This is a genomic window from Acetatifactor aquisgranensis, assembly GCF_943193215.1.
GTDB lineage: Bacteria > Bacillota > Clostridia > Lachnospirales > Lachnospiraceae > Acetatifactor > Acetatifactor aquisgranensis.
On the sequence record NZ_CALPDH010000007.1, the window covers coordinates 140,606 to 159,264 of the forward strand.

Here is an 18,659-nt window from a genome sequence, read left to right on the forward strand (position 1 = left end):
TTTTCACCACCTCTCAACCTCTGTAATTGGGCAGAAAACATCCATTGCCTGCCAGCATCTTCTGAAGCTCCTGCACCGAAATCCCCCTGACCGTGCAGCCTCCGGCAGCTGCCAGATGCGCCGCCGTTCCCGCAGCCTGTCCCAGGATATAACAGCCAGGCATCACGCGGACAGAGGCCTGCACATAATGATCGCAGCTGATGCATCTTCCCGCCACAAGCAGATTGTCAAAATCTCTGACCACAAGGCTCCTGTAAGGAATCCCATAGCTCTCGCCCTTGCCATACCGGTATCTTTTATTGTAATCCTCACTGAACTGTTTGAACTGAGCCGCTCCCATGGAAGGATGGATATCGATAGGGTAGGCATATCGTCCTATTTCATCCGCAAAAACCGCTCTCTTCTCATAATCTTCCACAGACAGCACATAATCCCCCTCAATCCTTCTGGAAGCCCGTACCCCCAGCACATCTGCCGTCCCCACCAGGATGGCATCCTGAAAGCCCGGCACATATTTTTGATAATAGGCCTCATACTGAGGCAGTATCCTGCGCTGATGCACCATGGCCCTGGACACTTCTGTGGTGTTCAGGGCATCTACATCATAGGCATGACCGCAATTTCCGCCACCCTCATGCTCTCCCACCTGCCAGATACCGGGCAGGTGCCTGTCCTCCTGCTCGAAAAGCCTCTCTTCAAAGGCCTGTCCCAGGTAAGAGCTCTGATCGATTCCCTCCGCCTGCTTCCAGTCGATGTTCGTCCAGTAGGAACATAAAGTGGACGGCATGGTCACTCCGTTCTCATCTCCCTCCTGATACCCGGCGCCGGCCATTACACATAAATCTCCATCGCCGGTACAGTCGATAAACACCTTTGCCCTCACAGCGTACAAGCCTTCTTTGGCCGCAAGAATCACATATTCCACCTGACCGTCCTCCGCCTTGACATCCACGATTCTGGTCATCAGCTGGTATTCGATGCCGGCCTCGGTAATCATTTCGTCATAGACCCGTTTCAACGTCTCCTTGTGGATTCCCATCTTTTTGCAGTATTTTCCGGTCTTATCGCCATACAATCTGTCCAGGATTTCCTTGCCCAGGCCTGCGCAGAGCAAATGGACCCCATCCGTAATCTGCATATAGGCAGGTACTAGTCCCACAGTGCCCATGCCGCCGAAACTGCCCGTATTCTCTGCAATCATGACGCTGCTGCCCAGTCTCGCCGCCGCAACCGCTGCAGTCACTCCCGCAGGGCCGCCGCCGCCCACGAACACATCCACCTCATATTTCACCGGTATCTCTCTCTGATAGCTGAAACTGTCCATTTTCTCTTCCTTTTCCATAGAATGTTTCAAATGCGCTTTTATGTTAAATTTTCGTTTGTTTTTTAATGTTTTTCAAGTTTCATCATCTCAGCAGCCGCCATCATCACGATTCCCGTGCCGTGGTCGTCATTCTTCTTGGCCGGCAGCTGCTTATAGTACTCCGCATCTTTCGCGCAGCCCGATCCCAGGCACACGCCGTATACATCCCCCGCAGCGTCCACAGAATGCTGCAGCAGGGCATTCCAGGCCTTTTCCATACAGGACAGATAGTCCTTTGCCTCCAGCCATCCCCTGTTCACTCCGCGGACAATGCTTAACAGGAACATGGCCGTGCAGGATGTCTCCTGATAGGAATCCGGCCGGTTGAGCACCTGATGCCACATACCGGAGGAATCCTGGCAGGACAGAATGCCTTGCATAAATCTCCGATACAGCTGAAGCTCCTCATCCCAGCGCGGGTTCTCCTTCGGAAGAAGGGACAGAATCTCCGTGAGCGTCACGGCAATCCAGCCGTTCCCGCGCCCCCAGGGAATCCCGCTCATCTGCTCTTCCTCCGGGAAATAGATATGGGAAAAAATCTGCTCTTCCTCTATCCAGAGACGCTTTCGGAAGCCCTCCACCTGCAAGTGAACTTCTTCCTCATAAGCCTTGTCGCCGGTCAGGCGATACAGCCTGGCCAGAAACGGACAGCTCATATACAAATCGTCCGCCCACATGGTCTTCACCCGGAAATAGGTTCCGTCCGGAAACCTTGGGATATGGGTCATCACCGCCTCCCCCACGGCGCGGATGACCGGAAGGAGCTTCGGATTCCCCGTCATCTCATAGGCCTCAATCAGAGAGACCCCAATCGTACCGCAGGCGTCCAAATCCGGAAGCCCCCATGCCCTGGGCGTGAGCGTAGGATCGCCGAACTGCTCTTTGTCCCAGTCCTTGTAGTCAAAGTAATCCGCCATGGTCTGGATGCTGTCCAGATAATACTGAAGATGTTCTCTGTTGCCAGTGGTCTTCGCGGCGTGCATCAGGCCGTGCAGCCCCACCTGAACCGCATAGAACCATTGTCCGAAAAAGATACCGTCCCGATACGGCCTGATGTAAGCCTCTCTCTGGGGCATGCGCCAGAAGGCATGCCGATAGTTTCCCAGCGGGTAAGGGCGCTGAAACTGTATCTCATGTTCCGGCGCGAAGGGAATTAACAGAGAATCTCCCACCTCCGTCACGAAAGGCCCAGTCACAATCCAGCGTGCCTGTCTTCCCTTCCCGATTTTCACGAACGGCACACAGTTCACTATATTTCCGTCCTCTGTCCGGACAGCTCCGTCCAGCCACCATTCCCTGTCCGTCCGGGGCAGCTTTACCAGGATTTCCATATCTTTCCCGTTTCCCACAATGGGAATCTCCGTCTCCCTGCCCTCCGGAATCCGGAAGACATTTCCGTCTGCAAACACGCAGGCAGATCCGGAAGCCTCAAGCCGCAGCACATATCGCTCCCCTTCTCTGCTCTGCACATAGCTCAGCGCGTAGGCACAGCCCTCACTGTCACCATATGCTTCCCCAAAATCCACGCGGCTTCCCAGGCATTCTTCTTTCCATCTGGGCTCCCACTGTACCCTGCCGCCGGAAGGCAGCGCAAGCACATCGCCATAGCCAATCTTCCCCCGCTCTATGGATGCCTCCAGGTCGTGTGCATCAGCGCCTGCGGGCAATGGTCCGATATGCGCGAAGCCTTCTATCCCTTCCATCTGTTCAAAGGGCAGCGTGGGACGCACCGACAGAAGGTAATCCCTGGTCCACCGGAAAGGGTACCGGGGATAGGCGATATAGAGCAGAAGCCCCCAGTTATCCTTCCCCTTTTCACACCTCATCAGCAGGTCGTTCTTTCCTTTTCGCAAATCTACCTGCACAATGGTGTATTCCGATTCCTTCGTCACTGCGGACAAAGGCTTTTCCAGCCCCTTGCCATCGTAAACGATTCTACCGTTCAGCCAGATTCTGGCATTTCCCGCAATCGTAAGCGCCGCCTCGCAGTCCCTGTCCGCCATAGCCCAGGTTCTGATATAGGCAGTGTCCCCTATCTGCGCCCGGGGATAAGTCTGCTCCAGATTCAGCTCCGCCATCTGTGAAATTGGCTTCAGCGCCATATGCTCCTGTTTGAAATAGGGGCGCAGGGTCAGTTCCACCCGCGACCGATGTACCAGCATCCTCTCACTGATCAGACGGATAACCTCTTCAGGCTCCCGAAAGCCCTTTTCATAGGCCGAATCCTTCCTCTGAAGAACTTCATTCATATTTTCCCATTCCTTTCCTGTCTGAAAGCTATAACACACTCGGTCAAGGATATCCTTCACGACACCCTTGACCGGTAACCATTTTTATTCGCTTGCCGGGTACGACCACTGAGTGACCGTAAAACCGGGACATGTATACGCAAAACGACCGCTGCCATAGCGAGAGTGCAGATACGGACAGGACACCAGGTCGTCCGACACCGGCACAGGCTGTCCGTCCGCCAGGAATCCTTCTGCCAGGCCGAATTCCAGCCTGCCGCTGCCCGGAGAGACAAACAAAAACTGCTCCCCCTCCTGCGCGACCTTTGCCGCAAGCATCTTTTTCCGGAAGTCGGCAAAGCTGCCGTCCTCCCGCCTGCTGCCGCACTCTGCCAGCCACACGGTCTCATTGCCGTCGCAGACCAGCTCCCTTCCGGCATAAGCGCCTTCCTTTCGGAAAGAGTGAGGCGCACTGGAATAAACACCTACATAGCTGTCGCCCTTGCGTCCAAATGTCCATCCCTCCTCGGACACCACCTCATCGAACTTACGGACATTGAAATGGCAATGAGTCATCCAGATATCCGGATTATCCACATTGTGCCATATCACAGCCAGCGTACGGCCGTGCATCAGCACCCGGGGCAGAAACGCCTGACCAGCCCAGTAATCCGGACGCAGCCCGCTTCCCTCCGCCACATTGTTGGGCGATGAGAAGAACAGGGTGATGTCTCCCGGCAGGGCAATCATGGCAGAGATAAAGTGCATGTCGCACATTCCCACATTATGGTCCCGGACACCGCCAATCATGTACTCCGGCGTACGGCGGATGGTAAAGTCCGCATTGTGCTTGTCGAAATGCATGATGCCCTCTTTGAAGGTAAAGGTCGCCGGCGTGAAATCGTCCGCCAGTTCACAGAGCGCTTTCGGAGGCACATAATAGCTGAACGCCATCTCCTGATTGGCAAACTTCACATTGGCAGGCGCATTTCCAAAGTACATCCAGAACAGGCCGTTGATGGTGCTGGAAAATCTGCTCCTCAACGGCATATTATAGCTGCGCCCTCTCGGCGTCGCCATCACCCCGTCAAAATTGCTGACCGCAAAGATGAAGGTCAGGAAGTCCAGAAGCACGTTCACCATATTGCGCAGCGGATATTCCTCCATGGGAAGCACCTCCCGCAGCACCAGAAGCGCCGACAGCGTCACCGGCAGATAGGAATCCGAATGGGGCTCATCAAAGCCCACGCGGCAGCGCTGGTTCAGCCATTCCACCAGATGCATACGTCCCTTTAAGGAATGGTACATGCCATTCTGTCCGCAGTTCGTGAAGATATCCTCCGGATACAGCAGTCCCGCCAGATACTCACAGACATGGAAACCGATGCGATGGTTTTCCGAGCAGTAGAACATGGAAGACGTCCCCGGCTCATCCACCCAATAGCGGAAACCAAGCGCCGCGTCCTTCACCATCTGTACGATTTCTCTGTCCAGCAGACCGGCTCCCCTGTCTTCCCACATCAGCCAGAGCAAAGGCAGAAGGTCAAAATCGGCGCAGTCTGCTCTGGTCTCGATTTTCCGGCACATGAGGCGAATCTTATCAGGATTGATTTCCCCGGCTCGTCCCAGACGATACAGCCCCAGGGCATTCCCCTGGTCTGCAAGACGCTCCAAAGTCAGCTGCCGTCTCTCCTCAAAATGTTCCCAGCCGGGACAGGGCGCCAGCACCTCAACCATCATAAACTTCAATTCCTTCTCCGTCAGGAGCGTACCGTCAGGCAGCCGCCAGGCCATATTGACATGATACTCTCCCGGCCCGCCGATTCCCCCCAACGCAACATACCCTTCCTCGTCAGCCACGCTCTCCGCATCATCCCCGGCCCCCAGAACAGCCGAAAACAGTGATTCTCCGTTCGCAGAATAAACCTGCAGTTCCACCCGACAGTGAGAAAGAGGATATCCTCCCACATGCAGCTTTGGCGTCTCTCCCAAGACATAACTGTCATCCTCCAGATAGGTCTCCAGCTGGCTGCGGAAGATTTCTCCCCGCACTTTCTCCGGCATATTCAGAGGCACAATAGCACGCAAAGGAGTCTGGCTGGATACAAGCTCCATGCTGAAGCTGATGCCGGTTCCCCTGTCCACCTTCCCGGTGACGGCAATCAAAGTATTCCTGCCGGCCCGCAGCTTCAGTGTCAGCACCTCACGATTGGGATTTACCACATGTTCGAACACATAGCGGCGAGGACGCTTTCTGGCATGAATATCCGTGTTGTCGTATACCGTCCTGCCATTGAGCAGCACCAAAAGCCGACATTCCTGCGTCCGCACCGTAATCTCCTGGGCACACTCGCTTTCCAGCTCCAGATAGACCGGCATCATCGCCAGCTTTTCCATGACATAATAATGTCCGTCCGCATATCTCGGCGACTGTGCGTCGCATACAGTCCATTTTCCTTGCATTCCACAGAGAGTAAAGGAATCAAACTCGCGAAATTCCTGTCCCGCAAAATCTGTCTGTGCCTGAGTCAACGCTTCTTCGAAATAGGCCCGCATGGCCTTTCCCGTACGTTCTCCCGGATAATCTTTCTCCAGAACCCCGGCTACCATGAACGGACGGATGGGCTTTCCCGGAACCAGTTCCTGACTAAAATATGTATTCTGCATACGTTACCTCCTTCAGCGTACAGAAAACGCAAGCCTGCACTTACCGAACACAGGCTTGCGTCTATCGCGCCATTCAGCAATTACTTTTCGGCTTCCAGTTTATTATAGAGCTCGATTCTTTGGTCTATCACTTCCTGTCCACCAGCATCCAGATAATCCTGCAGCACCTTGTCATAAGCCGCATCAAATTCTTCCGGTTTGCAGGTAATCAGCATGGGAATCTCACTTCCCAGACCAGGTAATAATCCGGCATATTTCTCATCGGCTTCCGTCTTTATCCCCTGGAAATAATAGTCTGCCCGTCCACCTACCTCTGCGGCCTTGAACGCATCATATACCAGCATCTTCATTTTGGCTGTTACCTCATCCATTCCCTCTGTGGAATCCTGATATCCATACGGCTTACCGTTATAAACCAGCATCATATCTCCCACATTGATACGTTCGAAGTCATACTCAGAGGCTGCTTTCTCCTCATCCGTATACGGAATCGTGACAACCGTATTACCGTCCATCTCATAATGCACGCCTTCGAATCCATAGTGCAGCACCTTAGCATTATCCCAGACAGAAAGCCAGTCCAGATACTTGATGGCATTTTCAGGGTTCTTGCAGGTAGCAGGAACCGCGATATACATACCGGTAGGTGCATAGACTCTGTTGAACTGTTCTCCGTTTACATTGTCCAGATAGAACGGAACCACTTCCGCTTCAGAATCCGTCTCATACAGAGCCTTCACCCCTGTCACTTCCGCCGCGTCATGGCCAAATGCCAGGATACGGCCGTTGCTGAGCAGGCCATTGAAGGAGGTATAGGATGTATCAGTATCTACCATGAAATCCGGATCCGCCAGGCCCTCATTGTACAGCTGGTTCAGGTAACGCACGCCTTCCTTGTATCCGGGCCAGAACATATCGTTGTAGCAGGCATGCATTTCATCCGTCAGGTTCGGCGTGTCTATGAAAGCCTTCATGATGGTGTCTGCCAGGCCCGCGTCCCAGGCGCCAATCAGACCAAGAGGGAACATCTCGCTTCCCTGGTTGGAGGGATCCAAATCCTTGAACTGATGAAGCAGATCCGTGAAGTCTTCTATACTCATATGATAGATTCCATCTGCATCTGTCTGCAGCGTATAGCCTATATCATCCAGCCAGTCCTTGCGGATATACATGCTATGCCAGCCTACATCCGCACGCTTCGCCACGATAGCCCACTGATTTCCCTCTGATTGTCCATAGGACATCGTCTCTCCCAGATTTTCCTGCAGATTGGGGCCATACTGCTGAATCAAATCGCCCAGTTCCACCAGACCGCCATCCTTGCCGAACTGCATAATCATATTGCTGTCATAGCTAAAGATAATATCTGGAGCTGAATCGGATGCCATCATGGTATTCACCTTCTGGGCATCCTCGGAACGCGGAACCGGAACGAAGGTCAAAGTGATGTTATTAGGATCCCCAAACTCCTGCTGAATCCAGCGAGTCCAATAATTATCCGTTGCAGAGCCATAGGTCTCTGTGGTGTTGCCGCGCTCATAAATCATAACAGAAAGCGTCGTCGCATCCGCAGGAGCCTCCTGGTTTCCCTGATTCCCTTCACTCGACTGGCTTTCCTGACTCCCCTCATTCGGCTGGCTTTCTGCGCCGCCGGACGGTTCGCCGGAGCTCCCGCAGGCCGTAAGCCCCAATACCAATGCCGATGTCAGCATCATAGAAAATAACTTCCTCATAAACAGTACCTCCTTTAATTTTAGTTTTTATGTATTTGCCGAATCATCGGCAGAATAACCTGTTGCAACTTTTAATCAGCCCTTCACGGAACCAATCATGACGCCCTTCACGAAATATTTCTGGAGCCATGGATAGACAATCATAACCGGAATCATGCTGAAGACCAGGCAGGAAGCCTTTACAGTCTCCGCAATCAGATTCGCCTTCATCTCCGGGATGTCCTCCAGCATTGTGTTCACCTGGCTGGCTTGAATCAGCTGGCGCAGGCGCACCTGGATGGTGTACAGCCTCTCATCATTGATATAAAGGATTGCATCCATGAAACCGTTCCAGCGGCCCACGGCATAGAACAGGGCCAGCGTAGCCAACATGGCCTTGGACAGGGGCAATACAATCCTCACCAGCACCACAAAATCATTTGCTCCATCCACATAAGCCGATTCTTCCAGTTCCCTGGGCATGGACTGGAAAAAACTTTTCATCAAAATCATGTTGTAGGTAGACAACATGCCCGGCAGAATCAACACCCAGAAATTATTGAGCAGTCCCAGGGACTTGATATTCAGATAGCCCGGAATCATGCCGCCGCTGAAATACATGGTAAAAAGGATATAGAGCAGCAGCGGTGCCTTGAATTTCAGGTCAGGGCGCGACAGCGGATAAGCGCACAAAATCGTCATCACCAGGCAGATTAAAGTGTAGGCCACTGTCAGAAACAGGGTGAACCACATGGAATCCATCAAACCCTTATTGTTGAATACTGCTTTGTAGGCAGACAAGTCCCACCCTTTCGGCCAGAGGAAGACCTCTCCCCTCATGACGGCTGTCTTGTCGGAAAAGGACATTGCAACAATGTGCAGAAACGGAATCAGGCAGCACAGACCGACGATAACCACTACCAACACCGTAAATATCTTAAATACCTTATCCTTCATGCTTTCCCTCCTCACCAGATGCCGTTGCCGGATACGCGCTTACTGATTGCATTGGCGCTGAGCACCAGTATAAAATTAATGACTGACTGGGCAAGTCCCACCGCAGTACCGATACTGAAGTTGGCCTGCTCCAGGCCCACGCGGTATACAAAGGTGCTCACCACGTCCGCCACCTCCATGACCGTGCTGTTCTGCATCACAAACGGCTGTTCGAATCCAATGCTGGCCAGACCTCCCACTGCCAGAATCAGCATGATGGCAACCGTATCCTTGATGCAGGGAACCGTGATGGCCGTCATCATCCTGAACCGGGAACAACCGTCCACCCTGGCTGCCTCATAGATTTCCTGGTCTATGCCTGTCATCGCCGAGAGATAGATAATCGTGTTCCACCCGATGCTCTTCCAGACGCCTACAATAAAATAAGTAAAAATCCACCAGCCATTATTCGAAAGGAATTGAACCGCCTGTCCTCCCAGACCTTTTATAATCGTGTTAATCAGTCCGGATGAGGCAAAAATCTGGTACATCATGCCGCCTACCACAGACCAGGAAATAAAGTGGGGCAGATAGAGAATCGTCTGTACAGTCTTCTTGAATAACACCTGATTGATTTCATTCAGGAACAGCGCCAGAATGATGGGAAGCGGAAATCCCAGCACAAGCCCCAGTATGTTCAGAGTCATCATGTTCCGCACGGCCAGCCAGAAGTTCTTGGAGTCTGCCACCCGTTTAAAATATTCCAAGCCCACCCACGGGCTGTCCCAGATTCCCTTGAACATATTGAAATTTTTAAAAGCGATTACGACTCCTGGCATGGCCCGGTAGCAAAACAAATAGTAATATAGAACTGGCAATGCCAGCATCGCATAAAATATCCAATGTCTGCGAAGATAAGACAGCGTTCCTTTGCCCTTTTTAGCCGGATTGCTTTTTTTCAAATTCAGCGGCCTGTTCTTCATTCCAATCCTCCTTTTCCGTTTCCAGAATGATACCTCTTTTCCCTCATCATATTTGCAACATAAATCATGTTATAAATATCCGTCAGTTCACTTCCTTGCATCAAGTATAGCACTGCAATTATATCGAGTCAATTATTGAAACATAATAATTGTTTGTATTGTTTTTTGTATATAACTCACAAAGTTTTGGTATTTTTAGCATTTTTGAGAGTGCCATTTCTTTCCATTGTGCATCATGTGCATATTTTTAAGAAATATATGTGAAATATTGTGTGTAGATTTATTTGTAAAAATTTGTTATGCTAAAACCATCAGTTTTTCTGTTGGAAACAATTTTCCATTTGCAACACTATTTATGTTTTTAATTGCGTTTTTTCTGCCTTGTTATTGCAATATTACTGTGGCATTCAAGAACTGCAAAAACTCAGGATTCACAATCGAAATGTGATTCCCACCAGCAGGAACATCAATTTATACTGCACACCGAAATCATTTGCCAACCTAAGGGCATAACAAGTGAGCATTTCTGCGAAGCAGTACAGACAACAGTAAACGAATATGCTCACGATTATAATCTAGGAAAATGCAGAAAGCGAGGAAAAATTATGAGAAGGAGCGAATATCCAAGACCACAATTTGTCAGAAAGGAGTGGCTCTGTCTGAACGGAACCTGGGATTTCTCATTCGATGACCACAATCGTGCCTCCTCGGAGCACTGGGAGAAGGATTCCTGGCAGCTGGAGCAGAAAATAGAAGTCCCTTTCTGTTTCGAAAGCAGATTGAGCGGCATCCAGGACACTTCCATCCATGACAGAATCTTCTATAAAAGAAGGTTTTCCATTCCGGACAGCTGGTCAGGCAGCCGCATCCTGCTTCACTTTGAAGCAGTGGATTATCAGTGCCGCGTGTTCGTAAACGAACAGCTATGCGCACAGCATAAGGGCGGGAACTGCGGATTCTCCGTGGATATCACGGACTGTCTGCGACAGGGCGAACAGTCCCTGGCCGTGGCGGTATACGATCCGGCCAGGGACGAAACCATCCCGAGGGGCAAGCAATATTGGGAAGAAAAGAGCGCCAGCATCTGGTACACAAGGACCTCCGGCATCTGGCAGAGCGTATGGCTGGAACCCGTGAAAGACTACCATATCACCCAGGTACGGTTCACGCCGGACATCGACCATGATACCGTGCTTCTGGAAGCGGATTTTTCCGATTTCGCGCAGGAAATGTATCTGGAAGCGGAAATCAGTTTCCAGGGAGAGCTTATCTGCCGGGATCGTTTCCTGGTGAACAACGGACATGTCTTCCAGCGCAGCATCCATCTGGCGAAGGACCATGTCTTATACCGGGACGTCCATGGCCCGTGCCGGTACTGGTCTCCGGAGCATCCTGCTCTGTATGACGTCAAGCTGCGCCTAAAAGTCTCCGGCCAGGAAACCGACCGGGTGGACAGCTATTTCGGGATGCGTAAGATCCATACGGAAAACGGCATCACCTACCTGAACAACAGGCCCTACTATTTCAAAATGGTATTGGATCAGGGATACTGGAAAGACGGCATCCTGACGGCGCCTTCCGACGAAGATTTCAAGACGGACATCCGTCTCATGAAAGAAATGGGCTTTAACGGCTGCCGCAAGCACCAGAAGGTAGAGGACGCCCGCTTTCTCTATCACGCGGATACCATGGGACTCCTCGTCTGGGGCGAGATGGCCGCTCCCTGCCTCTACACGGAACAGGGGGTATGCGACTATGCCGCGGAATGGTTCGAAATCATCAAAAGGGATTACAACCATCCCTCCATCGTGACCTGGGTATTGTTCAATGAGAGCTGGGGACTCCCGAATCTCGGACTGGACATCCGCCAGCAGGCCCAGTCCACGGGCATGTATTATCTGGTAAAAAGCCTGGATTCCACAAGACTCGTCATCAGCAATGACGGGTGGGAGATGACCAGAAGCGATATCTGCGCCATCCACAATTACAACCACGGCTCCTGCAGCGAACCGGAAAAACAGGAATTTTTCAGGGAGACCGTACAGAACAGGGCCATTCTCCTCTCCTGCACCCATGCAGGCAGGAGCGTCTACGCAGAAGGATATTCCTATACCGGCCAGCCAATCCTGATCACGGAATGCGGCGGCATAAACTATCGTTCGACCCAGACGGGCTGCTGGGGATATACCAGCGCCGACAGCGAGGGAGATTTCCTTGGCCAGTATGAGCATGTCATCCGTTCTATCCTGCAGTCCGATCTGGTGTATGGCTTCTGTTATACACAGCTGACAGATGTGGAGCAGGAAACCAATGGCCTGCTCACCTACGAACGGGCTCCCAAATGCGAATTGTCCAAAATCCGGAAAATCAACGAGACTTATCGGCACAATATCTCGATAGACGCTTAGCTTCCGGCCTTACATATACTGCATAACACTGAATACCGCCTAATGCAAGCATGCGGTCGAACCAGTCAGCGTTATGCGGTCTGGTCTCATGGCAAGCGAAATCGTTAAGCAGTATAAAATGCCGGCAAGCGCCTCGTTCACAGGCAGGCATCGTCCACTGCCATCCACAGGATGCGGGCGGCGATGCCTGCCGCAATTATGCGCAAGGTGTTCCCGGTTCTGCGGGCTCCTCATCGACTTTGACGCTCATGATCAGCCCCTGGGCATAATCGCCGAACTTTTCTCCAAATAAGTTCATGCCTCCGGCATGGGCCGCGTCAGGCCTGACGCCCAGCTTCAGGCTGATATAGTTCCCTTCCTTCAGGCGAAGCGTGTCCACAGTCTGCTCGGAACATTTCACATCATTCTCATAGCAGCCAAGCGGATTCACCTTGATGACCTTATAGACACCGTACTGCGTCAGGGTATCCCCCCACCATTCAGGATTCAGACGTCCCCGCCTTCCCCCGAAATCCCCTTTGGAAGCTATGGTATCCACCTCCTGTCCATTCACCCACACCGTGATATCCGAAGGCCAGTCATTCTGATATCCCGGAGCCTCGGAACAGACTTCGAAGGAAAAGGAGATTTCCTGTATGCGGGAAGTCCGGAAAAGAGAATTCGGAAAACGATATTCCAGATAGCCCGTCTCGAACCATAACAGCTGCGCTTCATTCCTGTTCTGGCAATAAAAGCTGGACGCAAAATCTTCTACGCCCAAATATCCCCTTTCACTGACTATCCCGCAGTTTCCCGATATCTCGCAATCGAAATAATTTCCGATGGACATCGGAAACTGCAGCACTTTACTGCCATTATGTTCTATTTTATGTTCAAATGCATTAATGTATATGTCTTCAAATGATATCCCGCACACCTTCTGCGCCCCCCGCACTCCCGGTTTCTCATTAACCGATATCATGCCGGCTTCTTCCAGAACCTTCACGTGCAGCGCCGCGGAAGACTGAGGCAGGCCAAATGCCGCCGCAATTTCACTGATATTGGCAGAATTCTCAATCAACAGCTTCAGGATTTCCAGGCGCACTTCAGAAGAAAGCGCCTTGCCTACCAGCGCAGTCTTTTCCAGATTGACTAAATCGAGGGTTATCCTCTTTTTATTCGCTTTCAAAACCATACCTGCTTTCTTACTTCTTTCCCAAAAAAGCGGGAACTTTCGTGGCACATGCTCTTACATGAACGGATTCTCGGTAGGATACAGAACGCCTTTCGGCTGGTTGTAATTCAAATCCTCCACCGGAACGCCGATATACTTAAAGACCTCGTACAGAGCCTTTCCGAAATGGCCGAAAGCCACCGCCCCGTGATGGGGATAGTTTTTCTCAATCAATACATGGCGGTAGAAACGTCCCATCTCCGGGATGGCGAACACGCCGATGCCGCCAAAGGACTTCGTAGCCACCGGAAGCACCTCGCCCTGGGCGATATAGGCCCGCAGCTTGTTGTCCGCGGTGGACTGGAGACGGTAGAAAGTGATGTCTCCGGGGATGATGTCCCCCTCCAGGGTGCCCTGGGTCACTTCCTCGGGAAGCGTCCTGGCCATGATCATCTGGTACTTCATGCTGCAGGAGGACAGTTTCCTGGTATTGGTATTGCCGCAGTGGAAGCCCATGAATGTGTCGTTGCGGGTATAGCTGTATTTGCCATGAATGGCATCTTCATACATGTCGTCGGGCACTGTGTTATTGATATCCAGTAAAGTAACCACATCCTCGCTGACGCAGGTGCCGATGAACTCGCTTAAGGCTCCGTAGATATCCACTTCACAGGATACCGGGATGCCCATGCCGGTGAGACGGCTGTTCACATAGCAAGGCACGAAGCCGAACTGGGTCTGGAAAGCGGGCCAGCATTTTCCGGCGATGGCCACGTACTTGCGGTATCCCTTGTGGTCCTCTATCCAGTCCAGCAGAGTCAGCTCGTACTGGGCCAGCTTGGGCAGAATCTCGGGCTTCTTGTTGCCAGCGCCAAGCTCCTCTTCCATCTCCTTCACTTTGGCGGGAATCCTCTCATCCCCCTCATGCTTCTTGAAAGCCTCGAAGAGATCCAGCTCGGAGTTCTCCTCGATTTCCACGCCCAGGTTGTAGAGCTGCTTGATGGGCGCGTTGCAGGCCAGGAAGTTCAGGGGCCTGGGGCCGAAAGAGATGATCTTCAGGCTGCTCAGCCCCACGATGGCCCTGGCGATTGGGAGGAACTCATGAATCCTGTCCGCGCACTCCGCAGCGGTGCCCACGGGATTCTCGGGGATACAGGCCTTCACGTTGCGCAGCTTTAAGTTGTAGCTGGCGTTGAGCATGCCGCAGTAAGCGTCGCCGCGGCCTCCCACCAGGTCGTTCTGGCTCTCCTCGGCAGCGGCTATGTACATGGCTGGGCCGTCGAAATGCTTGGCCAGCAGAGTCTCGGAAATCTCCGGGCCGAAGTTCCCAAGGTACACACACAGGGCGTTGCAGCCGTTTTTCCGGACATCCTCCAGGGCCTGTACCATGTGAATCTCGCTCTCTACGATGCATACCGGGCACTCGTAGATGGCGTCTGCGCCGTATTTGGCGGTGTAGGCTTCCACCAACGCTTTTCTTCTGTTCACGGACAGGCTCTCCGGGAAGCAGTCACGGCTCACGGCTACGATGCCGATTTTGACTTCAGGTAACAATTTTAGCTCTGTTAAATTGTTCATGTCTTAACCCTCCTGATTAGTTTTATTGTTTGGTTCTGATATGAATTATAACTGTTTTATCTCTGCTTTTCCACATTTTTACAAAATTGTTGCAAAATAGCTTCAATTGATTCTGTTGACATAGTCCCTCTTATCGGGGAAAACCATTGAACGGCCTGTCTAAGCGTTACCGTAATTTCACGCTTGATGAACGGCAGCGCCTTTTGTACCGTTGCTGATTCCCAGATGGCGAAGATTGACAGGAATCTTTCTCCGGACGCGGGCAACACTAAGCCTGACATCGGAAAGCTTTTCCCCATGTCGTGGCAGAGTGTTTTTTGGTTGAAATGCCCTCCATGCACCGTTTCCTGCCTTACATTGTTATTATAGGTTGTTGGCAGAATTCAGTCAATATCCTTTGCCCTTTCATATGTCAACTGGTTACTATTCAACATTTGGCTCAGAATCCCTATTCCAAAAGACTTGATTCGAGATATAGATTTGAGCTATAATAGAATCCGAAAAGGATTCTATTATTCAAGTTCTATAATAAAATCCAGGCTCCGCAGAAGGCCCAAAAAACAATTTCAGGAGGAAACAACAGGAAGTGACTGCCAGGGAAACGTTAAAACACTACTTCGGATACGACTCCTTCCGGGAGGGACAGGAAACTATCATATCATCCATCATGGCGGGCCGGGACGCGCTGGCCATCATGCCCACCGGCGCGGGCAAGTCCATATGCTATCAGGTTCCGGCGCTGATGCTGCCGGGCATCACTTTGGTGATATCGCCGCTGATTTCTCTGATGCAGGATCAGGTGAAGGCCCTGAACGAAGCCGGCATCCACGCCGCCTTCATCAACTCCTCCCTGACGGAGACCCAGATAGGCATAGCCTTAAGCCGGGCGGCGGAGGGCATCTACAAAATCATCTATGTTGCGCCTGAGCGATTGGAAACTTACGGTTTTACGGACTTCGCAGGCCGGGCGGACATTTCCATGGTGACGGTGGACGAAGCCCACTGCATCTCCCAGTGGGGCCAGGATTTCCGCCCAAGCTACCTGAAAATCGTAGACTTCATCAAGAATCTTCCGGGGCGCCCCATCGTCAGCGCCTTTACCGCCACCGCCACGGAAGAGGTGAAAGAAGACATTCTTTGCATCCTGAATCTCATGAATCCCAATGTGACAGTGACCGGCTTCGACAGAGAGAATCTCTACTACAGCGTGGAGAGCATACGACGGAAAGACGATTTCGTAACAGGCTACATAGAAAAGCATCCCACGGAAAGCGGGATTATTTACTGCGCCACCAGGAAAAACGTGGACAAGCTCTTTGAGACGCTGCGAAACAGGGGCGTCCCCGTCACCAGGTACCACGCGGGCCTTGACAATGACACCAGGAAGCAAAACCAGGAGGACTTCATCTATGACCGCGCCCCCGTCATCGTGGCCACCAACGCGTTCGGCATGGGCATCGACAAGTCCAACGTCCGGTATGTGATCCACTACAACATGCCCCAGAGCATGGAAAACTACTACCAGGAGGCCGGGCGCGCCGGGCGGGACGGGGAGCCTTCCCAGTGCATTCTGCTGTTCTCGGCACAGGATATCATCATCAATAAATTTCTGCTGGAAAAAAAGGATTTCTCCGGACTGGAATACGAGGACGCGGAGCTGATCAAACAGCGGGACCTGCGCCGTCTCCAGATCATGGAGGGTTACTGCCGGACTACCGGTTGTCTTCGGAACTATATCCTGAACTACTTCGGCGAGAAGCCCCGCCTGCCCTGCGACAACTGCGGCAATTGCCACAGGGATTATAAGGAGACGGACATGACTGCGGAAGCAAAGCAGATCATCAACTGTGTGGCGGAGACAAGGGGGCGCTACGGCCTGACCATCGTCACCGGAACTCTGCTGGGCGCTGACCGGGCCAGGCTGCGGGAGCTGGGCACGATTCATTATAAATCCTACGGGGCGTTGAAGGATCGCAATGAAGCCCTGATACGGAGCCTGATCAGCCAGCTGGTGGAGGAGGGCTATCTCTATCAGACAGAGGATCAGTACAGCGTGCTGAAGATGGGGAATATCGCGCCGCTGAAAGAGGAAGGCACCCGGGTCATCATGCGGCTTTATGAGGAGAAGGAGCCTGACCGTAAGAAGGCTGCCCACCGGAAAAGCACCGATTCCCTCACGGCCGCGGGGTACGACCTGTTCGAGGAGCTGCGGGAGCTCCGGCTGGAAATCGCCAGGGCGGAATCGCTGCCGCCTTACATTATCTTTAACGATAAGACCCTGATCGACATGTGCGTGAAGCTGCCCAGGACGGCGGATGACATGCTGAACGTCTCCGGCGTGGGCGAAAATAAGCTGGCGAAATACGGCGGGAAATTCCTGACGGCAATCGCTTCCTTCGTGGAGGCCCACCCGCATGCGGTGATCAGCATGGAGACGGCGGCCGCCGATACGGACAACGGTACAGGGACAGCCGCTGCCGCCGCAAAGCCTGCGAGGAACAGGAAAGGGAAAAAGGCCGATTTCCGTCTCGGCGAGAAGGACGCGGCGCAATTCGTCTACCAGGATTTGTACTACATCAGCGACATCAAGAATGAGCTGAACCGCATCTGCACCGTAGACGGCGTGAAGAAAGTCACCATCGGCATCATCTGGGAATATCTCGTATCCCAGGGCCTGACCCATGAGGAAGGCGTCAACGGGGTTTTCGTCAAAAAGCCCACCGCAAAAGGGACGGAATATGGAATCCTGCTGGAGGACAAGGTGACTCCCTCGGGCGTTCCCTACCAATTGATCAAGTATCCGCCGAGTGTCCAGAAAATGATAGTGGACTATCTGGCCGGGCCAGGGCGTGAAGAGGACGGGAAGCTGAAAGAAGAATATCTGTCCGGTATCAAAATAGCGGAAATCGCCAGGATACACGGCAGTACCCCGGACGACATCCGCTCCAGGCTGAAAAGGCATGGGTTGATAGAATAGAGCGTCACAGCTCACACTCCAGCTGGCAGTCATAGGGTTCCGCCTCCACATGCCCCTGATGGTACTTCTCCGCTTCCACGCAGCCCATGGCCTTGTAGAAAGCCTGGCTCTCCACGGCGGAATGGGCGGATATGTAAAGCTTCCGCCCGCCGCGGGCCCTGGCCCAGTCCTCTGCAGCCAGGAAAAGGGCCTTTCCGATACCTTTCCCCCGCGCGTCCTCCGACACATGGATACAGGACAAATCCAGGTATCCCTGCTCTCCGCCGAACAGCGCGGGCTCCACCGAGGCAAAGCCTTTCAGGGTGCCGTCGCAGAAAGCCGCGAACCCAAAGCCCCCTGTGGACGCGGTATTCTTCAGGCACTTGACTAATATCCGATACTCTTCTTCCGTCCCATCGTCAACAAATGGTGCATCCCGGATCACCCACTCGCCCTTCTCCCGCCGCCAGCACTTCGTCACGACCTGGCGGCGGATGAATCCGGCGAACAGTTCCCTGCATATCTCTTCTTCCCTTAAGATTCGGTATACAATCATATTTCCCCTTCCTTCCTGCCCCTGGGGCCAGAAGCATCCCTTGTTTTCTTATCTCTGCAGACTTACGCCATCTATCACATCCAAAATAGCCTGTTTCATTTTCTCATGTAAATAAGCTT

At 52.5% G+C, this 18,659-nt stretch carries 11 protein-coding genes; 2 read left to right on the plus strand and 9 right to left on the minus strand.

Features of this window, described 5'->3' with window-relative positions:
• Window positions 1-13 precede the first annotated feature (13 nt).
• From NFS35_RS08310 to NFS35_RS08335, 6 genes are all read right to left on the minus strand, one after another.
• Window positions 14-1,324 (minus strand): FAD-dependent oxidoreductase, encoded by a 1,311-nt coding sequence (locus NFS35_RS08310; RefSeq protein ID WP_251206660.1) that lies wholly within the window; start codon window positions 1,322-1,324, stop codon window positions 14-16.
• Between the two features lie 62 nt (window positions 1,325-1,386).
• Entirely contained in the window at window positions 1,387-3,612 is a 2,226-nt protein-coding gene (locus NFS35_RS08315; protein ID WP_251206661.1) for a glycoside hydrolase family 88/105 protein, read from the minus strand.
• Window positions 3,613-3,696: 84 nt separating this feature from the next.
• Window positions 3,697-6,258 (minus strand): hypothetical protein, encoded by a 2,562-nt coding sequence (locus NFS35_RS08320; RefSeq protein ID WP_251206662.1) that lies wholly within the window; start codon window positions 6,256-6,258, stop codon window positions 3,697-3,699.
• 80 nt (window positions 6,259-6,338) lie between these two features.
• A complete protein-coding gene (locus NFS35_RS08325) occupies window positions 6,339-7,991 on the minus strand; it encodes an extracellular solute-binding protein (RefSeq protein WP_251206663.1) in 1,653 nt (550 codons plus the stop codon).
• 75 nt (window positions 7,992-8,066) lie between these two features.
• Entirely contained in the window at window positions 8,067-8,927 is an 861-nt protein-coding gene (locus tag NFS35_RS08330) for a carbohydrate ABC transporter permease (protein WP_251206664.1), read from the minus strand.
• 11 nt (window positions 8,928-8,938) lie between these two features.
• On the minus strand, window positions 8,939-9,889 hold the full coding sequence (locus tag NFS35_RS08335; protein ID WP_251206665.1) for an ABC transporter permease: 951 nt from the start codon (window positions 9,887-9,889) through the stop codon (window positions 8,939-8,941).
• 605 nt (window positions 9,890-10,494) lie between these two features.
• Here NFS35_RS08335 and NFS35_RS08340 point away from each other — a divergent pair.
• Complete coding sequence (locus NFS35_RS08340; RefSeq protein ID WP_251206666.1) at window positions 10,495-12,297, plus strand: glycoside hydrolase family 2 protein; 1,803 nt, start codon at window positions 10,495-10,497, stop codon at window positions 12,295-12,297.
• 196 nt (window positions 12,298-12,493) lie between these two features.
• Here the strand turns inward: NFS35_RS08340 and NFS35_RS08345 are convergent, their stop codons facing one another.
• Together NFS35_RS08345 and NFS35_RS08350 are read right to left on the minus strand one after the other, a co-directional pair.
• Window positions 12,494-13,465: an ArsR/SmtB family transcription factor gene (locus NFS35_RS08345; protein ID WP_251206667.1), complete on the minus strand. Its 972-nt coding sequence runs from the start codon at window positions 13,463-13,465 to the stop codon at window positions 12,494-12,496.
• Window positions 13,466-13,525: 60 nt separating this feature from the next.
• Window positions 13,526-15,028, minus strand: a complete 1,503-nt coding sequence (locus NFS35_RS08350) for an L-fucose/L-arabinose isomerase family protein (protein WP_251206668.1) — start codon at window positions 15,026-15,028, stop codon at window positions 13,526-13,528.
• A gap of 586 nt (window positions 15,029-15,614) precedes the next feature.
• Here NFS35_RS08350 and recQ point away from each other — a divergent pair.
• Window positions 15,615-18,005, plus strand: coding sequence for a DNA helicase RecQ (gene recQ / locus NFS35_RS08355; RefSeq protein ID WP_251206669.1), 2,391 nt, complete (start codon window positions 15,615-15,617; stop codon window positions 18,003-18,005).
• Window positions 18,006-18,009: 4 nt separating this feature from the next.
• Here the strand turns inward: recQ and NFS35_RS08360 are convergent, their stop codons facing one another.
• The gene (locus NFS35_RS08360) at window positions 18,010-18,540 is read right to left on the minus strand and encodes a GNAT family N-acetyltransferase (RefSeq protein WP_251206670.1); all 531 of its coding nucleotides are present in this window, start codon (window positions 18,538-18,540) and stop codon (window positions 18,010-18,012) included.
• Between the last annotated feature and the right edge of the window lie 119 nt (window positions 18,541-18,659).